Raw genomic sequence first — 24,667 nt, 5'->3', positions numbered from 1 at the left:
GATAAAATTAAAAATCTTTATTCTTTTTTATTTTCAAAAAACGAACTCTATACTCAGAATACTTGACCGCATCAAGTGAAGACTGCATAACAGCAAAAAGAGCGTACATGACGAAAAAAAAATATATTGACATTAATGACACACTAATTCCCTCAATTAAAGCAAGAAGCGAATAAAAATAAAGAATAACTGAAAAAAATAAAGAAATAAATAAAAGTATCAATGTATATCTAAATGTCAATATAATATCCATATATGAACCATCTTCCTCTAAAAACCTTATAAACTCATCATCACCAGAAGCAACCAAAACCGCGTATGCAGCATAATAAACAGAAAATATAATTGATAAAAATGCAATGCATACCTCAAATATTTTCTCACACTTTTCAAGATTTATATTATCTTGATAAAGAAAATAAAAAAAAGTCGCCAGAAATATTGATACCCACAAATCCCATGACTTAATGACGCTCTCAATAAAGCGCCTATTTATTATTATTGCTTTCGATTCCAAATTTTTTCAAACCGCTTAAATAGTTGCCGTAAAAAGCCCTCCAAACTATCAACATCATTAACCTCACATATTTCTGGAGAATCGTAAGTATTAACAACCTTCTTTTCTCCATTCACAATCCCCTCAACAAAACCTTTACCATAACCATCCGAAGCCATAATCAAGCTTTTATATGAATCATCTTCAACAATTTTTTGTTTATTTAATCCATTCGTACCACCATTAATCTCCTGCTTATAAGAATCAGCCTCAAGCACTTTTAATCTATCATCAATATTTTGGTATAACTCCCTATTATGAGGATTAGTTGGATGAACCTCGACACTGATTCTATTTATTACTTCGAATTTATTAACAGCATCTTCAATCTTCATGCTCTCATCTATCGATTCAACATAACATCTAACCAATAATTCATCATTAAACTGCTCAATTAAACGGGAAAATATATAACGAAACTGCTTGGCGCTTATTTGATTTAAAATCGGCCTATATGCAATCACTTTTGATCTATAATCAAGATAAAAAGAAGCCTTAGCAACGACCCCATCTTGTAACTCTCCATCAACAACTTGATGTATACTCTCATCGACAACTTCTTTCTCATAAACTTGTTTAAATTTCACCAAAACACCAGAAATGAAATCATGCCCCTTGAATGTAATTTCATTCGCATCAAAAAAACCATATTTAAAACGACGAAAAACCGAAACCCTGTTTGACATTAATGCCCGAGAAATAATTTCACGATTATTATCCTTGGCACTAAATATATCAACTCTACCAAAATAGTATTTATGCTTATAACGCATATTTTTATGTTTTATAATTATTCCTCACGGCCTGCACACCCCACACGGCACATACCCCGCATCGATAGCATCCTGCCTGGTCTTGAACACAGCCGTACAATGAGGGCAGTTATAGTACCGGCACCCCGGAGAATGGAACTTGTAGGTGTTGGTGTTGCCGTGGTATCCCATACCTGCTTGCAGCTGGGCAGAACCGTTCAGAGAAGCGATAAGGGCGGCCAGAATAACCAGAGCGAAAAACAGGGAACGGGGACGTGTAACTTTCATATCCGAGAGGCTTAGGGTTAGCAAAGGGGTACTACTCGGGATACTGCGTATTACTGGAAAGGTACGGAATTTTATTGAAAAATAAACGTCCAATACGGTGCAAAACAACCCGAAGAAGTCTTTTTTATTGACTTTTTCTTTCCATTTAACTACATTTACAGAAGTAACCTCCAGCCTATCCTTCGGGATCGCTGAACCCCGCCGGGTCAAGGCCCGGCGGTTTCTTTTTTTACCCCTCCTAAAGCAGAGATGAACAGAGTCGCCTTTATCGTTGACGGGTTCAACCTCTACCATACACTCAAAAGGGCAAATCAACCTCCTCACAACAAACACTGCCGTTGGTTAGACCTTTCTACGCTTTGCAGAAACTGCCTCCCAACAATCGGAAAAAACACACAGCTTGCAGACATCCACTATATCTCAGCACTTGCAGTACACCTACAACGCACAAAGCCTGGCGTTACATTTCGTCATGAACAGTACATTCGCTGCTTGAAAGATTCTGGAGTGCAAGTTCTTCTCAATCGATTTAAAAAGAAGTCTGTATGGTGTAATAATTGTAAAACAACAATTCTGAAGCATGAAGAAAAAGAAACTGACGTCATGCTCGCGACAACCCTGTTTGAGTTGTTTCATAAAAATCTTTGCGATACCGCGGTATTAGTAACTGGCGACACTGACTTAGTTCCAGCCGTCAATACGGGAAAAAAATTATTCCCAGAGAAGAACATCATCTTCGCTTTTCCATTCGGCACACAAACCAAAGAAATGAAGGCCCTCGCCCCTGGCTCATTCACGCTCTCTCCAGAGGCTTACGTCAAAGCACAATTCCCAAACCCCTACCTACTGGCAGATGGGTCTTCAATCGCCAAACCAGCTCAGTGGTAAGACTCACTGAAAGTACTCATCAACAAATAACGTCCGGCAGTCTGGTTCGAAAGGATTGACCTCATTCTCCCGTAACCCCTAAATACGAGAGTATCCCTCTGTGGATTGGGTCGAATCAGTACCGGACGTTAGATAAGCATACATCCCCGCCATAAGAATACATTAAGTGTACTGATTATTATTTGTACTATTTATAGATAATCATTAAAGATCTACCCCCTCTATGGATATACACGACATTATTTCTGTAGTTTGCCATCGAAATGATTACACTTCATCCGGCCATATTTTTTAAATAATACTACCATGAGCCCCATCATATCATGCCTGCAAAGCGCCATAGAACAAAAAAAAACAGTGTCAGCTTTTTTCTATGGTGAGGGTGGCCATCGATTGCTTGAACCATACTGCCTCGGAACAACAGCCGATGAAGTTATGGCTCTTAGAGCCTTCCAGATTGGTGGATACAGCAACACATTCACAACATACGGATGGAAGATCTTCCGTGTCGAGTGCATTATATCAATCGATTTGACGGATAATTATTTTGACTCCCGCCGATACGATTACATCAAAAAAGACCCTATAATCAAAGAAGTTCTGTGCCAGGTAGGTTGAACTGTCGTCGTACACCACAGAGAAAAATGACTATGCGTCCATTATCCACTTTTAAGAGGAATTCCGTACCATTAAGAAAAAAACAGCCAAAAAAACGTACCAAAGGATGATAATCTGCCAATCTTTCAACAGGATATCAGGAAAAGGCATACTATTAATGAGGAGTGGGGTGTGAGGATTATTTACAAAAACGCAACATCATATAGTACAAATTATATCCGTTTTTACAAATAAATTCACCTCCAACTAAAAACAGACTCCACCCTTCAACCCATCCAAGTAATCCGCCCAGGCCTGCATCATCTCGCGCCTGTCATCGAGAAAACTGGTACGGTTGTACGCCCTGCCAAGAGCATCCCGTACCGTATGGGCCAACTGATGCTCAATAAGGTCAACACGAAACCTGAGCACCTCATCCAGCATCGTTCGTGCAGAAGCTCGAAAGCCGTGAGCCGTCATCGTTTCGCCATCATACCCGAGCCTTCTGAGTGCACCGGTAATCGCGTTCATGCTCATCGGACGCCTTGGAGAAAGCCCAGGGAAAACATACTGCAGATGGCCGGTAACAGGTACCATCCCCGACAGAATTTCCTTCGCCTGCCGTGACAACGGAACAACATGATCATGCCCCATCTTCATTTTTCCTGCCGATATGGTCCAGATTCCCGCCTCGAGGTCAACCTCCTTCCACTCCATGTGCCGCAGCTCACCAGGTCGAACAAAAACAAGAGGAGACAACAGCAAGGCGGAACGCACAGTGAACGTACCGGAAAAACCATCGATAGCCCGAAGTAACGCCCCGAACTCTTTCGGATCTGTTATTGCCCCAAGATGCCGCACCTTGTGCTTTGTCAAAACCTCGCTACTTCTTATCGAAGCAGTCGGATCATACTCTGCCCGTCCGGTAACCACAGCGTACCGACATATCTGTCCGATAATGATCTTAATCTTGTGCGCCTTAACGATCGCGCCACGCTCCTCTATTAACCGCATCACAGCAAGCACGTCCGCAGGCTTAATCCCATCTATCGGCATTTGCCCTATATGCGGAAACACATCGTTGAAAAGCCTCAGTTTCGTCGTTTGAGCATGACGCACCGACCATACCGGAAACTGTTTCTCAAGCCACTCCTCAGCAACAATCTGAAAAGTCCGTACCTTGTCATTACAAAGCTGTTCCAGCACCTTGTCAACCATAGGATCCACCCCTTTGGAAAGCTGCCGTTTCGCCGTCTCTCTCAATTTTCTTGCATCGGCCAGGCTGATATACGGATACTTGCCGAAGCTCAACGTTTTCTGTTTACCCTCGAAGCGGTACTGCATCCTCCACAACTTGCTTCCCTTCGTTGTAACAAGCAGGTGCAAACCCTCACCATCAGAGAGCTTGTAATCTTTCGATAAAGGTTTGGCAGTACGGATTTTAGTATCTGAAAGGGGGGTAGCTATTCTCGGCATCGTTTTGTTGTCAGAAAAGACATTATTTTGTTGTCAGCGGAAATTCCTGTTGTATATCTGACAACAAAATACCAACAAATCATTTGGATGCAAACAAACTCCAAAGAACTCAGATGCATACTATAAACACGAAAAGCCCTGATTTCTCAGGGCTTTTCGGACTTAGACGAATCAGGCAAAATCATCTAAAAGTGGAGATGGCGGGACTCGAACCCGCGTCCAGAACATTGCTCGATAAGGCCACCACACTCATCTCCGGTGTTTGATTTTTCGTGAACCATGTACACCTCCGGCAGCGTTCGGTTCCTTATCCTGAATGTGTATTCATCCGCCCCTTCAGGCAAAAACGAATGAAGCTTACTTGCGCGAGCGTCAGCTCAAGCGCGGGTTATGCCATTCTGCGTTTTCAGAGTAAGCGCCTCCGCCGCAAAACGATGGCCGATCAATTAACTTGTGCTAATCAGGCAGCCATTGCATACGAATAATCGTCTGCATCTATTAGGTACATAGACTTCTTTAACGAGTCCATCCATGCTGAAACTCGGAGTGCAGCATTATCTTGCACCTGCCCTGTCGAAAGCCTGTCATCCCCAAAACCGTCAAAGAACATGGTTGTCCTTAAGCAACCATATATATACATTTCCAGTAACAACAGCAAAATCAACCCTAACGTTTCATTACCGAATGCTGAAAAACCTGAAAACAAAACAGGTGCTGATCTGGGGAATCCTTTCCTGGATCGTTTTCATAGTGCTTCTGATCGTATTCGGCGGATGAATACGACTCAGTTCAGGCCGGGGAGTTCCGGAGAATTGGCGATAATGCGGTACTCCCCTCCCTTGGAACGAACGGAGCGGCTCCACATGCGTTCGTAGACGCCTCCGAAAACAACATCCCTTGAAGCATCGGCGGTATACCAGGAGCCCTCTTCAAACTCCTGTTCGAGCTGTCCTGCGCCCCACCCTGCGTAGCCAAGGAAAAAACGGATCTCGCCCGGCTGTATCACGCCGGTATTGATAAGAAAGCTGAGCTGATCCTTGTCTCCGCCCCAATAGACCCCGTCAAGAATTTCTATTGCTCCGTCTATGCTGTCCCCTCTTGAATGGATGAAATGAACGGTATCTACCTGTACCGGCCCTCCCATATGAAGCGGCTCTTCTATATCCTCGAAACCGGCAATGGCTTCGCATACCTTGAAATCCATAGGCCGGTTGAGAATGAATCCCATGGAACCCTTATCATTGTGCTCGCACATGAGAAGAACTGTCCTTTTGAAGTTCGACTCAAGAAGATTTGCCGATGCAAGCAGCAATTTACCCGGTTTGAGCAGTTCGAATTCGTTTACCATTCGCGATGTCACGTTGTTCCCCCAAGATAGTTCAATATTTCCTCAGCATGCGTGGCCGGCGTCACTTTCGGCCATACCTTTTCAATCATACCCTGTTCATCGATGAGATAGGTAACCCTGTTCGTACCCATGTACTCTTTGCCCATGAACTTCTTCCTGCCCCAGACGCCGTATGCTTCGACGACGCTTTTCGCTTCGTCGGCAACAAGACGGAACGGCAACTGGTATTTCCCGGCAAATTTCGAGTGTTTTGCGCCACTGTCTATACTGACTCCGAGAACTTCGACACCTATCTTTTGAAAGTTAGGGAAATTATCGCGAAAAGCGCAAGCCTCCCTGGTGCAACCGGGCGTATCATCCTTTGGATAGAAATAGAGAATGACTTTTCTGCCGCGGTATTCTTCAACAGAAACAGGTTTTCCGAACTGGTCGTTTCCGGATATCGGGGGTGCCTGCGCACCGGTCGAAAGAAGAGTCATCGATGAAACTTATTTGTGTTTTAAAAAGGTTTTAACTACTTAAACGCAACCTTGGGCAATTAGTTTCAACAACACATGATCTCATACTCTTTCTGTCCGGTATGCAGCAGACCTCTCAGCGAAGGGACTATCGAAGGCCGGAGCCGAATGTTCTGCCGGGAATGCGGCTGGATACATTACCGTAATCCCCTGCCGGTTGCCGTGGCATACGCGGTCAATCGGCATAACGAGCTTCTGCTGATACGGCGCGCCCACGAACCGGCGATACATGAGTGGGCCCTTCCGGGAGGGTTCCTGGAGGAGGGAGAGGAACCGCACGAAGGCTGCCTGCGGGAACTTATGGAAGAAACGTCACTGCATGGCAGGATCGATCGCCTGATCGGTATCTACCACCGGTCGGTTGAGCTCTATGGATCGCTGCTCGTTGTAGCCTATAAGGTTACGGTTCATGAACACGAGTGCATGGAACTTAACCATGAAGTATCGGAAGCGGGGTTTTTCGACGAACGGAACAGACCGAACGTCAACATTCCCCTGCACCGGCACATTATCGATGAACACTGCCGGATCGAACACCTTTCCGGGCTGTCGGGAGACCCGGCACGTTAAGAACGCACCCGCTCATCCGTGCTGATGCCGCCAAAGGCGCGAACCGCTTCTGCGATATCGGCTCCCGATGGGCTCTGGAAAACCCGAAGATCGAAAAACGGCAGCACGGCGAGCAGATGGTCCATGATGTCGGCCTGCACATCCTCGTAATTTACCCAGACCACATCACTGCAGAAAACATAAAGCTGAATCGGCAGGCCGTTTTCGGCCGGCTGCAGATGGCGCACAAGAAGAGTCATGTGCTGATTGATCCTGGGGTGGCTGCGAAGATAAGCGACAACATAAGCGCGAAAGGTGCCGATATTTGTCAGCCGGCGTCCGTTGACGGGCATCGAGGTATCCGTCGACAGCTTGCGGTTATACTCATCCAGTTCTCTGGTCTTCATCTCGATATAATCGCCAATCAGGGCAATACCCCGCATCCTGTCGAGCATGGCATCATCGCAGAATCTCACGCTGCGCATATCAATGGTAATCGAACGCGTGATCCTGCGCGCGCCCGACTCGCTCATACCTCGCCAGTTTTTGAAACCTTCGGAAATCAGAGCATAAGCGGGTATCACCGTAATGGTCTTGTCCCAGTTCTGAACGGAAACCGTGACGAGTGAAATATCGGTTATCTCGCCGTCCGCGCCGTATTTCGGCATTTCAATCCAGTCGCCCGTCCTGACCAGATTGTTTGTTGTCAGCTGGATCCCGGCAACAAAACCGAGGATCGAGTCCTTGAAAATGAGGATGATCACGGCGGTGAACGCACCGAGTCCGCTGAAAAAAACCAGCGGAGAAGTGCCAAGCAGTCTGGCAATCACGATAATGGCCCCCGAACTCACGACTATTGTCTTCACTACCTGAATAAAACTCTTCAGCGGAAGCCGTGCAGAAACAGGATGTTCATTGTAATAATCAAGCAGAGCATCCAGAGAACCGAGAATGGCAAGGATGGCGACAACGGTCAGATAGATCGTGATGACTGCCTGAATCGGCGGAATGATGTCAGGATAGAAAATCAGCACTGCGGGCAGGAAATTATAGAGCAGAACCGGAGGAACCATATGGGCAACCCATCTGAATACGCTGTGCTTCAGCAGCAGGTCGTCGAGCGACGAAGTGGTTTTTCCGGCCAGGACAGATATAACGTTCAGCAGAATCTTTTTTGTTACGATCTCTGCAGCAACAACAATGATAAGGACGGCAGCCGTAAACAGAAGGGTTGCAAGCTGTTCGGCATGGAGCGCGCTGAATCCCTGCTGTTTCAGATAGTCAATGACAATGTTCATGCGAGTCTTACCCGTTTTCTTTTTTCAATTCGGCGCAGAAGACCGGCAACGTGACGCTGAATGTCGATCCCTGGTTTATCCTCGAACGAACGGCAATATGCCCCTTATGGGCAATAACGATATGTTTGACGATGGCAAGCCCGAGCCCCGTGCCGCCGAGCTGGCGGGAACGGGCCTTGTCGACCCTGTAGAACCGCTCGAATATCCGGTCGAGATCAGCCGGGGCTATGCCGATGCCGTTATCGTCGATTTCCATGACAATTTCATCGCCGGAGCTGAAGACCGAAATCCTGATGCGCCCGTCCCGATCGTCGACATACTTGACGGCATTGTCGAGCAAATTGCGGACAACGATATCGAGATACGATACATCGGCGCAGACATCAGGCAGGTTCTCCCGGAAATTGCACTCGATACGTATACCCTTTTTGTCGATCGCCGGCCTGAGCATTTCCAGATTCCGGTTGACGACGCCGCAAAGATCAACAGGAGCGAAGGCATAGCTGATCCTGCCGGACTCGATCTTCGAAAGATCGAGCACATCGTTGACAAGTGCGGTCAGCTGTTCGCTCTCCTTGAGGATGATCTGCAGAAAAGCTGCGGCATGTTCCGGATCGTGCATGGCGCCTTCGAGCAGGGTTTCGGTATAACCCTTGATACTGGTCAGCGGTGTGCGCAGTTCATGGGAGACGCTCGAAACGAAATCCCTGCGAATTCGCTCGAGATTGCGCAGCTTCGTAATGTCGTTGAAAACAAACACCGTTCCCTCCGATCGTCCCTCTTTGAGTACCGGCATCGAGCTGATCTGCATGATGCGGGTTCCTTTGGAGGTACCCAGAGAAACTTCTTCTCTGAGAAGGGTACTTCTGTTCTCGTGAACGTCGTCGATGATCTCCTGAAGCCTGCTGTCCGAAAGCGTCTTGAGCGGACGGGATGCCGGGATGGCGTTCTCGATGCCAAAGAGCCGGGAGGCCACCGGATTGACGAGAATGATCTCTCCTGAGGCATTGGTGACGATGATCGCTTCCCGGATGCCGGAAAACACCGCCCGGTACCACTCTTCCTGACGCCGGTTCCTGCGTATCTCGTCGGAGAGATAATTGATGCCTCTGGCAAGTTTGCCGATTTCGTCGTTCCGATGCACAGGAATCACCCCGCGAAAATCGCCGTGCAGGCGTTTTTCGGCGGCATCGGCCAGACGCTGGAGCGGCCGCGCAAGAATGAACGCGGTTATGATTCCCGCAAGCAGCGATAAGAACAGCGCCCAGAAGAGAGCGGCCTCGATGCCTTTACGAACTTCCCGTTCAAGCGCTCCGATGTCACGGACAGGTTTTGCAAAACGCAATACCGCATACGCATCGGAATTTCCAAGAGGTACCGCAACGTAGAGCATGTTTTCGCGTACGGTGTCGCTGTAGCGGATATTCTCTCCGTACCCGCTCCTGAGGGCTTCCTGTATTTCAGGTCTGTCACGGTGATTTTCGATTGTGCCGAGCGATGAACCGGAGAGATAGGAGTCTCCGATAACGCGGCCATCGAGAGCGATGAGAGTCACGCGAAGATCGAGCACGCTGCCGATCGTATCGGCCAGGCTGTCAGGAGCGCCTTGAACATGCCAGTTTGCAGGCTTTGTCTCGAGCATCAAGCTGTTGAGCTTCAGCTCGCGGCCGATTTCCTGGCGGATACCTTTGAGCAGCAGCTCGTTGATGAACCGTACCTGCGTGAAATAGCTTACCGCAACGGTGAAAAAGATAATCAACCCGAAAACGATACCGAGCCGGACGGATACCCTCGAAAGCATCTTACACGTCCCCGTCTGTCTCTTCGAATTTATATCCCAGACCTCTGACGGTTTTGATCATCTTGCCGGTATCGCCGAGTTTTTCCCGCAATCTGGTAATGTGGGTGTCGATCGTTCTGGTATTGATCGATTTATCCACATCCCACACGTCGCTGAGCAGCATCTCCCTCGATTGGGCCTGCCCCCTGCGCTTGAGCAGAGCGACAAGCAGTTTGAACTCCATGAGGGTCAGCAGCAGGCTTTTTCCGTCAAGGGTAACCTGATGACGGGCGATATCGACATCGAGGGCGCCGGCACTGAGTACCTCCTGAAGACCTGCCCGCTGCCGGCGATCACGCTTCAGCACCGCACGTATCCGCAGGTTCAGTTCCCTCGGACTGAACGGCTTGACCACGTAGTCGTCAATACCGAGTTCGAAGCCCAGCACCTTGTCTATCTCCTCGCCCTTTGCGGTAAGCATGATGATGGGCAGATCCTTGAGCATCTGGTTCTCCCTCACCCTGCGGCAGACTTCGAAACCATCGATGCCCGGCAGCATGATATCGAGCAGCACGAGATCGAAGCTCCGTCGACTCAACTGGTCGAGCGCCTCCTCACCGGTACGGGAAACGTGATATCGGTAGCCCGCCCGTTCGAGATTGTAGCCAAGCAGCCTGGCAAGGTTGTCGTCATCCTCGACGACGAGAAGAAGTGGTTCAGACATGGCTTCGGTGATTCGTTATATCATTACTCTCCCGCATACCTCTCCCCGGCTTTCCAGCATGCGGCTTCATGGCCGGGTTCGAATACGGCGAGCTGCGGACGCTCCTTACGGCACAGGTCATCTGCAAGGGGACATCTTCCTGCAAACCTGCACCCTTCAGGCAGCCTTACCGCGCTCGGCACGCTTCCTTCGATGACATGCAGCCTCTCCCTGCGAGACCCCGGCCGGGGAATCGATCGCAAAAGACCTCTGGTATAGGGATGAAGGGGATTATTGAAAATACGGCGGACAGCTCCCTTTTCGACTATACCGGACGCATACATGACGATAACCTCCTCGCACAGTTCTGCCACTATGCCGAAATCGTGGGTGATGAGCATCACGCTCATGCCGTTATCACCCTGCAGCTTTCCTATCAGATCGAGAATCTGCGCCTGCACGGTAACATCGAGAGCCGTAGTCGGTTCGTCGGCAATGAGCAGGCCGGGATTGCAGGAAAGCGCCATGGCGATCATCACCCGCTGGCGCATGCCGCCGGACATCTCATGCGGATAGGAAGCGAACCGTTGCGACGGATCCGGAATGCCGACCAGATGCAGCAGTTCGACAGCCCGTTCACGTGCCTCCTGCCGGGAAACCTCACGGTGCAGGAGTATCTGCTCGGTGATCTGGCTACCGCAGGTAAAGACCGGATTGAGCGAACTCATAGGCTCCTGAAAGATCATGGCAATCTCGTTGCCCCTGATCCGCTGCATTCCTTCTTCGGGCAATTTGAGTATATTGTTACCTTTCCAGAAAATTTCTCCTCCGGCGAAATAGCCCGGGGGCATGGGAACAAGTCTCATTATGGAGAGAGCCGTAACCGATTTACCGCAACCTGACTCGCCGACAATGCCGAGCGTGCGGTTTTCTGCAAGCGTAAAACTCACCCCGTCTACAGCTTTTGCCACACCGTAACCGGTTTTATAGTAAGTTTTGAGATTGTTCAGTTCAAGAATCTGCATATGCAACGGTTATAGCGGTCAGGCCTCACTGCCCGGCCAAGCATGAAAATAGGCTTTGTACGACTTATATGAAAACGTTATCACTCTCACCCGGCAATACCCTTCAGGTAGTCAGGCGAACCCTCTCCTTTCTTTTCGACAAGCTCCGTGAAAACGAGAAATTCCGTCTTCTCACAGAAACCGTCCGCGATAAAGAGGCCATGGCTGATTCGGCCATGCCGAAACCCGTTACCGCAACCGGCCTTTGCGGCTCGCTCGCATCGATAACTGCCGCAAACTGCTTTCTCGAAATACAACAGACAGTACTGGTACTGAGCATGTCCGAAAAATGCGAACTGTATGAAAACGATTTCAGTGTACTGGTTCCTGAAGGCACATTTATCGACCTGGCCGAGCAGATGCCGCTTGCCATGGAAGCTCTTGCTGCAGAACGCCCCGTCATGCTGCTCGCATCGTTCGACGACATCCTGCAGCCGCTCTGTCGCCAGGAAGAAATCGAAGGCAAACTGTTCAGACTGAAACCGGACGATGAGGCAGGTTATGAAAAGCTGAAAGCCTTTCTCAGGGAAAACCGGTTCGAACACCGTGAATTCGTGGAAGACGAAGGAGAATTTTCCGTACGGGGATCTATTATCGACGTTTTCTCTTTCGGATCGGAGGAACCCCTGCGCATAGAATTTTTCGGCGATACCGTCACCTCGCTGAGAACCTTCGATATCAATTCGCAGCTTTCAGGCAGAACGCTCGGCACAGCGACAGTAACGGGAAATTTCGCCCCCGAAGGAACAACCGGCCCGGAGACACGTAACACCATTCTTGATTTTCTTCCTTCCTCCGCAATAGTCATCGTCGATGATACGGCAGAACTCGCCTCATCCGACAACCATGCCGCTATCGGGCAGGCTATTTTACGCTTCCGCCGAATCATGCTCTCGCCCCTCTCCGCGGGAGAGATCGATTTCGGCTCTGTGCCGCAGCGGAAATTCTCCGCGAATTTTCGTCTTGTCGCAGCAGCAGTCGGCGACAGCAGCAAAAAACAATGCCTGTCAATGTTCGCATCGGCATCCAAACGGGAGATCGAAGAACTGGCCGAGTTTCTCGGCGACGAACTGCACGATGAAAGACTCAGAGAGAACATCGCCATCGAATGGCTCCCGCTGAACCTGCATTCCGGATTTTCATACGGAAACATAGACCTTTATACCGAATCCGATATCTTCGGCAAGTTTCATACGCATAAATCGCACCGCAAGCGGAAGATCAAGGGTATTTCGCTGAAAGACCTGCACCGGCTCAAAATCGGCGACTATGTCGTCCATGAAGACTACGGAATCGGCATCTTCAAATCGCTTGAAACCATCACCGTCGGTAACTCCGACCAGGAATGCGTGCTGCTCGAATACGAAGGAGGCGACCAGCTCTTCGTCAATGTCCAGAGCATCAACCTCATTTCGAAATATTCCGCCGCCGAAGGTTCCCGACCGACCCTGTCGAAACTCGGAAGCGGCAGATGGGCGGCAAAGAAGGATAAGGTTCGCCGAAAAATCAGGGATATAGCCATCAACCTGATCAGGCTTTACGCCGAACGCACCATGAAGCCCGGTTTCGCTTTCGAACCGGACTCGATCTTCATGCGCGAGTTTGAAGCTTCATTCATTTTCGAGGAGACCCCCGACCAGCTCAAAGCCATCGGGGAGGTCAAGGCCGACATGCAGAAACCCCACCCCATGGACAGGCTGATCTGCGGAGACGCCGGATTCGGAAAAACCGAAATAGCCATGAGGGCGGCTTTCAAAGCTGTGGAATCCGGAAAACAGGTGGCCATTCTCACGCCGACCACCATCCTTGCCCACCAGCACCTGGAGTCGTTCGAACGGCGTTTCGAAAATTTCCCCGTTTCCATAACAGCCCTAAGCCGGTTCGTACCGAAAAAGGAACAGCTGGCGCGGCTGCGTCAAATCGAGAACGGCGATATCGATATCGTCATCGGCACCCACAGGATTGTCTCGAAAGACGTGCGGTTCAAAGATCTCGGACTGCTCGTCATCGACGAAGAGCAGCACTTCGGCGTCGAGGTCAAGGAAAAACTCAGGGAAGCCCACCCTGAAGTGGATACGCTCACCATGTCGGCAACTCCGATTCCCCGAACGCTGCAGTTCTCCATGCTCGGCGCACGCGATCTGTCGATCGTCACGACACCGCCGAAAAACCGTCAGCCGGTCGAAACAGTCATCTCGGATTACGACACCGCTGTCATCAAAGCGGCCATAGAAAGGGAAATACGGCGGGAAGGCCAGGTGTTTTTTCTGCAGAACCGGATCGGCAGCCTCGATGAGATGCAGAGCACCCTTCGCGAACTCGTTCCGTACGCAAGAATCGTATACGCTCACGGCCAGATGCCGTCCCGCGAACTTGAAAAGATCATGATGGACTTCATGCAGCAGGAGGTGGACGTGCTGATCTCCACCTCCATCATCGGCTCGGGTCTGGATATATCCAACGCAAACACCATCATCATCAACCGGGCGGACATGTTCGGCCTCTCCGACCTCTACCAGCTGCGGGGACGGGTAGGCCGGAGCGAACGCAAAGCATTCTGCTACATGATCGTTCCTCCTTTGCACACGCTCAAACGAGAAGCCGTTCAGAGACTCGCCGTCATTGAAAGCTTCACTGAACTAGGATCCGGTTTTACCGTAGCTCTGCGCGATCTCGATATCCGCGGAGCGGGAAATCTTCTTGGCGCGGAACAGTCGGGATTCATTCATGAACTCGGTTTCGACCTCTACCAGAAAATGCTCGAAGAAACCGTAGCAGAGCTGAAATCGACGCACTTCCGGGAACTGTTCGCCGAAGGGAGCGCGGCGCCTCTCAAGCAGGCCGTAACCTGCGATATCGTCTTCTTTTTCGATGCACTGATCCCCGACTATTACATCAGCGCGGTTCACGAACGCTTCGGGTTCTATGAAAAAATCTCTAAAGCCCGCAGCGAACGAGAACTCGAGTCTATCGGCACGGAACTCGGCGACCGATTCGGCAAGCTCCCCGAAGAGGTAACAAACATGCTGCACCTCTCGAAGCTGAAAATTATCGCCGCTTCGAACGGCATCGCAAAAATCGATCTGCAGCCCGAAACGTTTACCATTTTCCTACCGGATAACACTGAGGAAAACAACGAACACCTCGCATTTTTCCAGTCGCTTTTCTCCTCTGTGCAGAAACCATGGATGGCACCCTTCATGCCCGGATTTTCAATGGAAAAGAAAATGAAACTCCTGCTGCATCGCCCCCGACATATACCTGCCGTTCCAGGACAACTGCTTGCCGCCTACACGCAACTGCTCCTTCAGTTGAAGGAAGCTGCCGAACAACCCGATACGGCCGAAAACAACTGACATCGAAGAAGAACCGGAGTATCCCGAATTGTGGACTCCGGAGCGATCTCCCGCACAGACGCCTTGCATAGCGCGGCAACTTTTTACTGCCCGAATGAAGTTACATGAGTAAGATGCATCAAACTGAATAAGCATAAAACCATATAAGCAATGACTACCATTATAAATAACCGCACCTGTGAAGCAGCAACAGGCGAACGCCTTATAGACATAGCTCGCGAGAACCACAGCCACATTGGATATTTCTGCGGCGGAAACGGGATATGCCAGACCTGCTATGTTCAAGTGCTCGAAGGCGCCGAGTTCCTCTCGCCGCTCTCCGACACTGAAAAAGCAATGCTCTCTGATCGCCTTATCGAAGAAGGCACCAGAATGGCATGTCTTGCCACAGTCGAAAAACCTGGAACCGTCAAAATCCTCACTGCAGTGGAAGAGGTTAAACAGATGTTCGAAACAGCTCCATATGAGCTTCCTGCCTACTCAGCTAAAATGGGCTGGGAATCTCTGGTGAAGATGCCTGAAACCATTGCATTGCAGATACAGCGAACCGTCACCGGCCATTTCGATATTCTCCAGATTCTTTCGGATGTGGTTAAAGGTATCGGAGATGCCGTCGAACTCGCAATGGTTGCACTCTTCGGTACCAATAGTCATGATGAAGCCCACCTGACCCAACCGGACAGTACAACCCGGAAACGGCTTGCACAAGAAGGCATAGGCTCCCTTCTTGACGGATGCTGCAGGAAAGGAGCTGCAGACGTCGGGCCCAAAACGGCTAAGGATCATGAACCGGCATGCCGAAAAGAGAACGGAATTGCCGCCTGAAAATCAACGGCAGATAAAAGGCCCCGGCAACGGGGCCTTTTTCAATGAAACAAGAAGACGCACACTGATTGAAAAAAATCAGATAAGGCATGCCTTATCAGGAATTGTGCCGCATACAAAATGGTTATATTTTAAAACACATGATCTGTTCACCTGAAAACACCGGCAACAATGATCATTTATATTAACGACAAAGCATGCGAAGCCGAAACAGGCAGCCTTCTGCTTCATGCAGCGCAGCAAAACAATGCACATATCGGATGCATATGCGGGGGAAACGGCATCTGTCAGAGCTGTTTCGTCTATGTCAGGGAAGGCGCCGAACTGCTTTCGCCTCCAGGCGACGAAGAAAAAGCCTTCATCTCCGACAAACTGTTAAAGGAAGGCGGCAGACTTGCCTGCCAGACCGTCATCACCGGCGAGGGCACGATTAGGGTGCTCACTCGAGCTGAACACCTGAGAAGAATTGTTCTTGGGCTCAACGTTCCGGAATTCATCACCTATGCCCGGACGATCGGCTACAACGTAACCACCAAACTCCCAGGAGGAGCATCAAATGTGATTGCCCGTGTAAGAGACGGAAAACTCAATCCGGTGGAATCGATCGGAAAAATCGCAGGCAGTGTCGGCTATGGCGCAAATTTTGCGGTGCATACGGCCCTGGACACGCTGCCGGTGCTCCAGGCTCCATTCTCGTTTGTCTCAGGAGCACTGCAACCTCCGGTTTCACTGATATCAGGAGCACTGCAAGGAACCATCTCGCTCGTTTCAGGCGCATTGCAGGCACCCGTATCCTTCGTTTCGGGCGCATTGCAGACTCCGTTATCACTTGTTTCCATGGCAGCGAACGGCATCTTCAGTACGGCCAACGGCATCATCTGCTCGATATCGGGGGGCCGCATCAGTCTGCCGGGAACAAGTTGTTCGCCCGGCGACGGCGCAAAACCGAAACTTGTTGAAAACGTTACCATAACGGTCAGATAAATCGACAGCAACTCCCCTCGAAAGAGGGGAAGCCTGTATCAGGCATGTCAGCAGGAGGCCTTGGCACTACTTTCGGTCCAGACACCTCATAACATCTTGTAAAACGCACCTTGCATGGGATACGGTTGTGATATCGAGTTCGATCTCGGAGTCAAAACACTTGAACGATGGCTGATCAAGCCGGAAAAAACCATGAACATCTCCCTGGGAATTCCCAGGGAGAGAGCTCTGGATGAAAGACGGGTGGCAATATCTCCCGCAGGAGTACAGATCCTCGCCGAACATGGCGTCAGAGTACTCGTTGAAACAACCGCCGGACAATGCTGCAATTTTTCCGACACCGAGTATGCCGAAGCCGGTGCATTAATCGCCCCGTCTCCTGAAGAACTGTTCCGGCAGTCAAACGTTATCGTCAAGGTGCTCCCTCCCATGCCCGAAGAGCTTGGCCTGTTCTCGTCCGGCCAGATGCTTATCTCGGCACTCCATCTCGGCACGGTAAACCGCCACCTCATGAAAACCCTGCTTGAAAAGAACATCACCGCGCTCGGCTTCGAATTCATCGAAACCCGTGACGGAGAACTGCCCATCGTAAGGACGCTGAGCGAAATAGCGGGATCCCTTGCCATACAGACAGCAGCGAAATATCTTGAAACCGGATATGGCGGAAGCGGCATCCTGCTCGGCGGCATCGCCGGAGTTCCTCCGGCAAATGTGACGATCATCGGTGCGGGAACCGTAGGACTCTTCGCCGCCCAGGATGCACTCGGGCTTGGAGCCCAGGTGACGGTTATCGACAAGGAAATCAACCGCCTCAGAAGATTCGAGGCGTTCTTCAACCGTCACCTCGTCACGGCGATCGCCAACGACCACTATATCTCGCAACTGGCAAAAACATCCGACGTCATGATCGGAGCGTTAAGCCCGAAAAAGAAAATCATCAGACCGCTGGTCAGCGAACAGGTGGTTAAAACCATGAAACCCGGCTCTGTCATCATCGACGTCTCTATCGACCAGGGGTCATGCTTTGCAACGAGCCGCCATACTTCGCATACCAATCCGATCTACGTCAAGCACGGCGTCACCCACTACTGCGTGCCGAATATCCCCTCCGCAGTAGCGAAAACCGCCTCGTTCGCGCTCACCAATACCCTGCTGCCTTTCCTCCTCAAACTCACGGAGCATGAAACCGTATCAGACATCCTCTGGAAAAGCCACAGCCTGAGAAAAGGCACCTATCTCTTCAAAGGATACGTCACCAAGAAAATACTTGCCGAACTGACCGACTTTCCCTACCGTGAAATCGACATGCTGCTCGCCGCAAGCTGAAGGAAAAACCTGCACCAACCCATAACAGCGTTCCGGATGAGGGCCGCAGCACCACATCCGGCCCGAATCCCGGAGCAGGCTGGAAGCGCATGAATCAGAGGTAATCGAGAGGCTTTCCCATCCTGCGAGCCACCAGCGACGCGCACGACACCCCGGAATAGGTCACGGCGATAACGCCCTGTCCCGGAAACGTGCTGTCTCCGGTTGCGAAAAGATTGCTGACCGGCGTCCTGTTCTGCGGCTTCTGCAGAATGTTCTGGCCGGGCTTGAGAAGAGCACCGTAAGACCCTTTGTAACGGTTCAGATACCGCTCATGGGTCTGGGGAGTAGCAAGAATCTTCAGTTCCACAGCTTGTGCAAGTCCCGGCAGAATTTTTTCCGTTCGCGCTATGATCGAATCGGCAAACCGTTCCTTCGCCTCGCGATATGCCGCACTTCCCGGCTCATACTGCTCCCACAGGGCAGTCTCGGAGGTCACGAACGCATGCACTGCATGTTTGCCGGAAGGGGCCAGAGACGGGTCAAGGAGGGACGGAGCTGAAAAGTAAATGGTACCTCCCAGACTATCGAAGGTTTTCCAGTCATCAACGAGAATATGGTGCACATTGAACCCGCCAGGAATCACTCCGGCATCGACGCCGAGAAACAGCTGGAACCAGCTCGGAGCTCGAAGAAACCGGTCTTCCGGCACACGGTAACGCTTGTCGGCAATCAGCCGATTGAAGGTATCCCACACCGTGGCGTTGGTAATTACCGCCTCGGCACGAACAACCTCGCCGTCCGAGAGCCGAACGCCCGTTGCCGTTCCGTTTTCAACGACAATTTCAGTAACCTCGGTACGGTATCGCACACTGCCGCCGAACTTCCCGATCCCCTCGCACAACGCTTCGGGAATTCTGCCGGAACCACCCAGAGGATAGTTGATGCCACCGTGATGCCGGTCGGCAAGGCATATTCCCGCATTGACCAGCGGAGTTGATATCGCATCCTGAACGGCCCATGAATACGATTCGATATCGATGAACCGCAGCAGTTCTTCGTTGCTGATGTAACGGCGAGCCGTTTTTCCCATCGACCGAAAGGTTTTCAGGGCAAGCATGAAGGTCTTGACGGGAAATCGCCCTCCGACGGAAGCAAGATGAACCGCATCTTCGAGGGAGCCGGCAGGCAGCGAACTCAGAATATCGTAGACATCTTCCAGTTCCTGGTAAAAACGCATGATACCTTCCCTCTCCCGGGGAAAACGCATAACCAGAGAATCGAGAAACTGCTGACGGTCGTAAGATGCCGCCACAGAAAAACCGTTCGGCAGATGGTAGTGAATCTGAACCGGATCGGGAACGATCTCTACCGCAACACCGAGCTTACGGAATATCCGGGTATGCAGGTTCAGCGTACCGCTCCGGTCGTTATCGGAAAAACCATAAAAAACCGAAGCTCCGGCATCAAACGTATAACCGTTCCTCCGGAACGAAGCGCAGCTTCCCCCCGGAAAACCGTTTTTCTCAAAAACGACTGTCCGAATCCCTCTCTCCTGCAGGAGCGCAGCAGCAGTCAACCCGCCTATGCCCGCCCCGATCACTATAACATCTGTCTGTATGCTCATAACATTACTTCAGAAATATGAGATGCATTCTCGTTTACGTATTGCCGTCTTTACGATAAATGTTATAAATTAGTTATTTAACTCAGGAACGCCATGCCAGTTCATGGTTCAGGGAAATATCCCCGGTAAAGTATTAAAACCTGTTATGGATACTCACGAATCCTCAGAGAAAAAAAAACCGCGAAAGGGCAGGACTATACTGTCCAGGGAAGAGTTGAAAAAACAGCAGGAATTTCAGCAGGAAGCTGTTACTCACATCAACTCTCTCTATAACTACGCCCTGCATCTGACAATGAACCCTGACGACGCCGAAGATCTGGTGCAGGAAACCTATCTCAAGGCTTACAAATTCTTTAATTCTTTCGAACGGGGAACAAACTGCAAAGCCTGGCTGTTTAAAATCCTTAAAAATAATTATATCAACAGATTCCGCAAGAATTCACGCGAACCGGGCAAGGTTGATTATGATCTGATCAAGGATTTCTATCATTCCATCAAGGATGTAAGAAGCGATACCAGCGAAGCAGAGTCGGACTATTTCCACTCGCTCATGCACGAAGAGGTTTACCAGGCTCTGCAGTCATTACCGGAAGAGTTCAGGGAGGTCATACAGTTGTGCGATATAGAAGGGTTCACCTATGAGGAAATTGCAAACATGGTGGAAAGTCCAATAGGGACAGTGCGGTCAAGGCTTTATCGAGGAAGAAAACTGTTGCGGGGCCAACTTGAAACTTATGCCAGAAAATATGGTTTTAATACCGATTCAGAAGAGTAATACCTTTCACATACAGAGATCATTTGCCATGAACTGTAACAAAGCCCGAGTACTGATGAGCTGTGCTCTGGATTGCGAGCTTTCCGCCAGGGAAGAGGAGGAATTTCTGAAGCATCTTTCGGACTGTCCGGAATGTTCTGCAGAGTTCACCGAGGCGAAAAAGACCAAAATGATTATCAGAGAAAAAATCGTCCGGGTCAAAGCCCCTCAATCCCTTGTAGACTCCATACTCAAGCTCGGAACTCATGCAAGCCCCCAGGCAGAAGGCTCCCTCCTTTTCGATCAATTATAATCAATCGCTACCCAGGCCTGCCAATCAGGCTTTTTTTGGTTTGAATTGTATGAATTAATAGCTATATAGCTACGACTTACATTTAAACCGTCATACTGCAAGGGCAGGTATCAACAGACCTGCCCAACTAACTGGATTGTTATGGGTAAAACGATTACGATTTCCGAAGACGAAGTTAAGAAGTGGAATCTGAATATGCCTGACGAGATGCTTGAAGCCGTCTCTAACCGCTTCAAACTGCTGTCGGAACCCATGCGGCTGAAAATTCTGAGAGTTCTCTGCGAAAGGGAGCGCACGGTGCAGGAAATTGTCAACGAAGTCAGCGCAAGCCAGGCAAACATTTCCAAACACCTCGCCCTCATGCACGACAATGGCGTGGTCAACCGCCGAAAAGAAGGTCTGAAGTGTTATTACCGGATAGCCGACGACAGCATCATTTTCGCCTGCTATCTCATATCGAAAAGCGTCGTTGAAAACCTTCAGGACAGACTGAGCTGGATTCAGAAGGTCAATAACAATCTTACCGCCTGATTCTTTTTCCCCGCATTGAGCCCATTCCGCTCCGCGGTGAGGTGTTACGCCCGTTCGCAATTGCACCGCCTGCCACTCATGATCTTCAGTACCGCAAGTACAACCGGATCGGTACAGCAAATCACTTCCTCAGCCGATGACCTGCCAGCAGTTCCCTATCATCCTGATGTCCGCAGATGGACACCATAAAGACACACAACCTGACAATAATGCCGACATATGACATTTTGTCACCATTCTGCATACAAATATGACACACAGCGAGATCCATTCAGCGTAATCAAGCCGATAAACAGGTCTGGCACGCTATTTGTTGTTTAATAAGGGTGATAATAAATCCACTTGAAAAAACGAAAAGGCAAACAAAAAAAGAAAACAGATCTATGGAGGATACGACCATGCTTGTAAAATTAGCTAAAGATCCGCTCAGACTCTTCGACGATATCTGGTCCGGCGCACAGATGCCTGCATCGACAGCTCCTGCGTTCAAAGTGGACATTTCCGAAGACGAAGAAGGGTTTCATATAGATGCGGAACTTCCCGGACTGACGAAGGAACAGATAGCGCTGAATATTGAGGATGATGTACTGACCATCAAGGCCGAAAGAAAACAGGCATCAGAAGAGAACAAAAGGAATTTCCATCGGATAGAAAGAAGCTACGGCAGCTTCTCCAGAAGCTTCAACCTCGGAGAGATGATAGATCAGGAAAACATCAGTGCCGATTTCGATAACGGCATGCTGCATGTAACCCTGCCGAAAGCGCAGCCGGTGAGGAAAACCAAAGAAATATCTATCAGGTAATAACACCAGACCATCCGGCCGGCGACCACCAGGAAGCCGAGCCGGATAACTTTACAGACACACTCAAGAAAAGGAAGTAACACAATGGGAAAAATCATCGGTATTGACCTCGGAACCACCAACTCCTGTGTAGCCGTCATGCAGGGAACCCAGCCGACGGTTATCGAAAACTCCGAAGGCTACCGTACAACGCCCTCGATTGTTGCGGTAACCAAAACCGGGGACCGTCTTGTAGGCCAGGCAGCAAAGCGTCAGGCCATCACCAACCCTAAAAACACCGTCTCTTCAATAAAGCGTTTCATGGGACGCAAGTATGACGAGGTTCCGAACGAAAAAAAGCTTGCTCCATATGACGTCATAAACGAAAGCGGAGAAGCCCGCGTCAAAATCAACGATAAAATTTACTCACCGCAGGAAGTTTCGGCAATGATCCTGCAGAAAATGAAACAGACCGCAGAAGACTTTCTCGGCGAAAAGGTTACCGAAGCCGTCATTACGGTTCCTGCCTACTTCAACGACGCTCAGCGCCAGGCCACCAAGGATGCCGGAAGAATTGCCGGTCTGGATGTAAAGAGAATCATCAACGAACCGACTGCGGCGGCACTTGCCTACGGACTCGACAAGAAAAAGAACAATGAAAAAGTCGCGGTATTCGACCTTGGCGGCGGCACCTTCGACATCTCTATCCTTGAACTCGGAGATGGTGTCTTTGAGGTGAAGTCCACCGACGGCGATACGCACCTCGGCGGAGACGACTTCGACCAGAAAATCATAGACTATCTTGCCGAAGAGTTCAAAAAGCAGGAAGGCATTGACCTGAGAAACGACGCCATCGCCCTGCAACGCCTTAAGGAAGCCGGCGAAAAAGCCAAAGTCGAGCTCTCGTCGAGAACAGATACGGAAATCAACCTCCCCTTTATCACGGCAACCCAGGAAGGACCGAAACACCTGGTGATCAACCTCACCAGGGCGAAATTCGAGGCCATGTGTGAAGAGCTGTTCAGAAAAATGCTCGAACCGTGCCACCGCGCAGTGAAAAACTCGAAACTGGAAATGAAAGAAATCGACGAAGTCGTACTTGTGGGCGGGTCAACCCGCATTCCGAAAGTGCAGGCTCTTGTCAAGGAGTTTTTCGGCAAGGAACCGAACAGAAGCGTAAACCCTGACGAAGTGGTGGCAATCGGGGCCGCCATTCAGGGCGGCGTGCTCAAGGGTGACGTAACCGACGTGCTTCTGCTCGACGTCACGCCTCTTTCGCTCGGCATCGAAACGCTCGGCGGCGTAATGACAAGACTTATCGAAGCAAATACCACCGTACCAACCAGAAAGCAGGAGGTATTTTCTACGGCCGCCGACAGCCAGACATCGGTTGAAGTGCATGTGCTTCAGGGTGAACGTCCGATGGCATCCGACAACAAAACCCTCGGGCGCTTCCACCTCGGCGACATTCCGCCGGCACCGAGAGGAGTTCCGCAGATCGAGGTAACCTTCGACATCGACTCGAACGGCATTCTGAGCGTCTCGGCCAAAGATAAGGCTACGGGCAAGGAACAGAGCATCCGCATCGAATCCAGCGGAAAGCTCAGCGATGCCGAAATTGAAAAGATGAAACAGGACGCAAAGGAACACGCAGCCGAAGACGAAAAGAAAAAGGCTGAAATCGAAATCCGGAACACCGCTGACTCGCTGATCTTCAGTACCGAAAAACAGATGCAGGAACTCGGCGATAAAATTCCGGCCGATAAAAAACCGCGCCTCGAAGGCGCGCTCGAAAAGCTGAAAGAGGCATACAAAAACGGCACCGCCGAGTCTATCAGAACCGCTATCGAGGACCTCAACAGGGAGTGGAGCGATATCGCCTCCAACCTTTACCAGACCCCTGAAGCCGGTACACCGGGAGCATCCGGCCCTGCTCAGGGAGGCGACGCACAGAGCGGCAGAAAAGGCGGTGACGGAGAGGTTCAGAACGCAGAATACGAAGTCATCGACGGCAACGACAAGTAAACCTGCACCTGAAGCAAACAAAGTGAAAGGGCGACCTGAAAAGGTCGCCCTTTTGCAACCTCGACTCCACCTTATCCGGACACCCGGCCCGGAATTCAGCCCCCTGCAAGTACGGAGTCGACATAAAGGAATGAAATCCCCGGTTATGTTCAACCGTTACTTTATTACCTGCACCTGACAGCACCGATCGACGCTTCCTGCGCATTCAAAATCAACCTTTTTTCTTGCATAAAATGAACCATGACTTGTTTCAATCCAATCCGGATCCTAAATTCACGATCGTTAAGGAAAAGGAAGCATAGTGATCTTTATAAGGCGCCCGTCTATAAGTCACTTCATAGATGCGGA

22 protein-coding genes and 1 other RNA gene are annotated in these 24,667 nt (G+C 50.1%); 11 read left to right on the top strand and 12 right to left on the bottom strand.

Annotation, left to right across the window (positions count from 1 at the left end):
- Nucleotides 1-7 precede the first annotated feature (7 nt).
- The 3 genes from K4305_RS08870 to K4305_RS08860 are packed head-to-tail and all read right to left on the bottom strand — an operon-like array spanning nt 8 to nt 1,596.
- Nucleotides 8-517: a hypothetical protein gene (locus tag K4305_RS08870; protein ID WP_331562056.1), complete on the bottom strand. Its 510-nt coding sequence runs from the start codon at nt 515-517 to the stop codon at nt 8-10.
- Nucleotides 499-1,329, bottom strand: coding sequence for a hypothetical protein (locus tag K4305_RS08865; protein WP_331562055.1), 831 nt, complete (start codon nt 1,327-1,329; stop codon nt 499-501). The genes K4305_RS08870 and K4305_RS08865 overlap by 19 nt, the downstream gene beginning before the upstream one ends.
- A 24-nt stretch (nt 1,330-1,353) precedes the next feature.
- Nucleotides 1,354-1,596: an Ada metal-binding domain-containing protein gene (locus K4305_RS08860; protein WP_331562054.1), complete on the bottom strand. Its 243-nt coding sequence runs from the start codon at nt 1,594-1,596 to the stop codon at nt 1,354-1,356.
- Between the two features lie 249 nt (nt 1,597-1,845).
- Here K4305_RS08860 and K4305_RS08855 point away from each other — a divergent pair, with 249 nt between their 5' ends.
- Nucleotides 1,846-2,484 carry an NYN domain-containing protein gene (locus K4305_RS08855; RefSeq protein ID WP_331562053.1) on the top strand — a complete coding sequence of 213 codons (639 nt, stop codon included), beginning with the start codon at nt 1,846-1,848 and terminating at the stop codon, nt 2,482-2,484.
- Between the two features lie 864 nt (nt 2,485-3,348).
- Here the strand turns inward: K4305_RS08855 and K4305_RS08850 are convergent.
- The 4 genes from K4305_RS08850 to bcp all read right to left on the bottom strand — a co-directional run bounded on the left by K4305_RS08850 (nt 3,349) and on the right by bcp (nt 6,384).
- Entirely contained in the window at nt 3,349-4,557 is a 1,209-nt protein-coding gene (locus tag K4305_RS08850; protein ID WP_331562052.1) for a tyrosine-type recombinase/integrase, read from the bottom strand.
- A 189-nt stretch (nt 4,558-4,746) separates the two neighbouring features.
- Nucleotides 4,747-5,149: a transfer-messenger RNA gene (ssrA, locus tag K4305_RS08845) on the bottom strand.
- A gap of 192 nt (nt 5,150-5,341) precedes the next feature.
- Entirely contained in the window at nt 5,342-5,905 is a 564-nt protein-coding gene (locus K4305_RS08840; protein ID WP_331562051.1) for a YqgE/AlgH family protein, read from the bottom strand.
- A gap of 8 nt (nt 5,906-5,913) precedes the next feature.
- Complete coding sequence (bcp, locus tag K4305_RS08835; RefSeq protein WP_331562050.1) at nt 5,914-6,384, bottom strand: thioredoxin-dependent thiol peroxidase; 471 nt, start codon at nt 6,382-6,384, stop codon at nt 5,914-5,916.
- A gap of 75 nt (nt 6,385-6,459) precedes the next feature.
- Here bcp and K4305_RS08830 point away from each other — a divergent pair, with 75 nt between their 5' ends.
- A complete protein-coding gene (locus K4305_RS08830; protein ID WP_331562049.1) occupies nt 6,460-6,993 on the top strand; it encodes an NUDIX hydrolase in 534 nt (177 codons plus the stop codon).
- Here the strand turns inward: K4305_RS08830 and K4305_RS08825 are convergent.
- The 4 genes from K4305_RS08825 to K4305_RS08810 are packed head-to-tail and all read right to left on the bottom strand — an operon-like array spanning nt 6,990 to nt 11,778.
- Complete coding sequence (locus tag K4305_RS08825; RefSeq protein ID WP_331562048.1) at nt 6,990-8,270, bottom strand: mechanosensitive ion channel family protein; 1,281 nt, start codon at nt 8,268-8,270, stop codon at nt 6,990-6,992. The genes K4305_RS08830 and K4305_RS08825 overlap by 4 nt on opposite strands.
- A gap of 7 nt (nt 8,271-8,277) precedes the next feature.
- A complete protein-coding gene (locus K4305_RS08820; RefSeq protein WP_331562047.1) occupies nt 8,278-10,071 on the bottom strand; it encodes a HAMP domain-containing sensor histidine kinase in 1,794 nt (597 codons plus the stop codon).
- Between the two features lies 1 nt (nt 10,072).
- Nucleotides 10,073-10,774, bottom strand: a complete 702-nt coding sequence (locus tag K4305_RS08815) for a response regulator transcription factor (protein WP_331562046.1) — start codon at nt 10,772-10,774, stop codon at nt 10,073-10,075.
- Nucleotides 10,775-10,797: 23 nt separating this feature from the next.
- Nucleotides 10,798-11,778, bottom strand: a complete 981-nt coding sequence (locus K4305_RS08810; protein WP_331562045.1) for an ABC transporter ATP-binding protein — start codon at nt 11,776-11,778, stop codon at nt 10,798-10,800.
- Nucleotides 11,779-11,846: 68 nt separating this feature from the next.
- Between K4305_RS08810 and mfd the strand changes: the two genes are divergently transcribed.
- From mfd to K4305_RS08790, 4 genes are all read left to right on the top strand, one after another.
- The gene (gene mfd / locus K4305_RS08805; RefSeq protein ID WP_331562044.1) at nt 11,847-15,173 is read left to right on the top strand and encodes a transcription-repair coupling factor; all 3,327 of its coding nucleotides are present in this window, start codon (nt 11,847-11,849) and stop codon (nt 15,171-15,173) included.
- Nucleotides 15,174-15,323: 150 nt separating this feature from the next.
- Nucleotides 15,324-15,998 carry a 2Fe-2S iron-sulfur cluster-binding protein gene (locus K4305_RS08800; RefSeq protein ID WP_331562043.1) on the top strand — a complete coding sequence of 225 codons (675 nt, stop codon included), beginning with the start codon at nt 15,324-15,326 and terminating at the stop codon, nt 15,996-15,998.
- Between the two features lie 171 nt (nt 15,999-16,169).
- A complete protein-coding gene (locus K4305_RS08795) occupies nt 16,170-16,982 on the top strand; it encodes a 2Fe-2S iron-sulfur cluster-binding protein (RefSeq protein ID WP_331562042.1) in 813 nt (270 codons plus the stop codon).
- 114 nt (nt 16,983-17,096) lie between these two features.
- A complete protein-coding gene (locus K4305_RS08790; RefSeq protein WP_331562041.1) occupies nt 17,097-18,308 on the top strand; it encodes an alanine dehydrogenase in 1,212 nt (403 codons plus the stop codon).
- Between the two features lie 94 nt (nt 18,309-18,402).
- On the opposite strand, the gene K4305_RS08785 is transcribed toward K4305_RS08790, so the two are convergent.
- Nucleotides 18,403-19,914, bottom strand: coding sequence for a phytoene desaturase family protein (locus tag K4305_RS08785; protein WP_331562040.1), 1,512 nt, complete (start codon nt 19,912-19,914; stop codon nt 18,403-18,405).
- Between the two features lie 145 nt (nt 19,915-20,059).
- Here K4305_RS08785 and K4305_RS08780 point away from each other — a divergent pair, with 145 nt between their 5' ends.
- From K4305_RS08780 to dnaK, 5 genes are all read left to right on the top strand, one after another.
- Entirely contained in the window at nt 20,060-20,689 is a 630-nt protein-coding gene (locus tag K4305_RS08780; RefSeq protein ID WP_331562039.1) for a sigma-70 family RNA polymerase sigma factor, read from the top strand.
- Between the two features lie 28 nt (nt 20,690-20,717).
- Nucleotides 20,718-20,981 (top strand): anti-sigma factor family protein, encoded by a 264-nt coding sequence (locus K4305_RS08775; RefSeq protein ID WP_331562038.1) that lies wholly within the window; start codon nt 20,718-20,720, stop codon nt 20,979-20,981.
- A 141-nt stretch (nt 20,982-21,122) separates the two neighbouring features.
- Entirely contained in the window at nt 21,123-21,512 is a 390-nt protein-coding gene (locus K4305_RS08770; protein ID WP_331562037.1) for an ArsR/SmtB family transcription factor, read from the top strand.
- Between the two features lie 398 nt (nt 21,513-21,910).
- A complete protein-coding gene (locus tag K4305_RS08765) occupies nt 21,911-22,315 on the top strand; it encodes an Hsp20/alpha crystallin family protein (RefSeq protein WP_331562219.1) in 405 nt (134 codons plus the stop codon).
- Between the two features lie 84 nt (nt 22,316-22,399).
- Nucleotides 22,400-24,319 carry a molecular chaperone DnaK gene (dnaK, locus tag K4305_RS08760; RefSeq protein ID WP_331562036.1) on the top strand — a complete coding sequence of 640 codons (1,920 nt, stop codon included), beginning with the start codon at nt 22,400-22,402 and terminating at the stop codon, nt 24,317-24,319.
- The last annotated feature ends 348 nt before the right edge of the window (nt 24,320-24,667 follow it).

The sequence above is a fragment of the Chlorobium sp. genome, assembly GCF_036528655.1.
Classification (GTDB): Bacteria; Bacteroidota; Chlorobiia; order Chlorobiales; family Chlorobiaceae; genus Chlorobium.
This window is presented reverse-complemented; position numbering and strand designations above follow the sequence as displayed.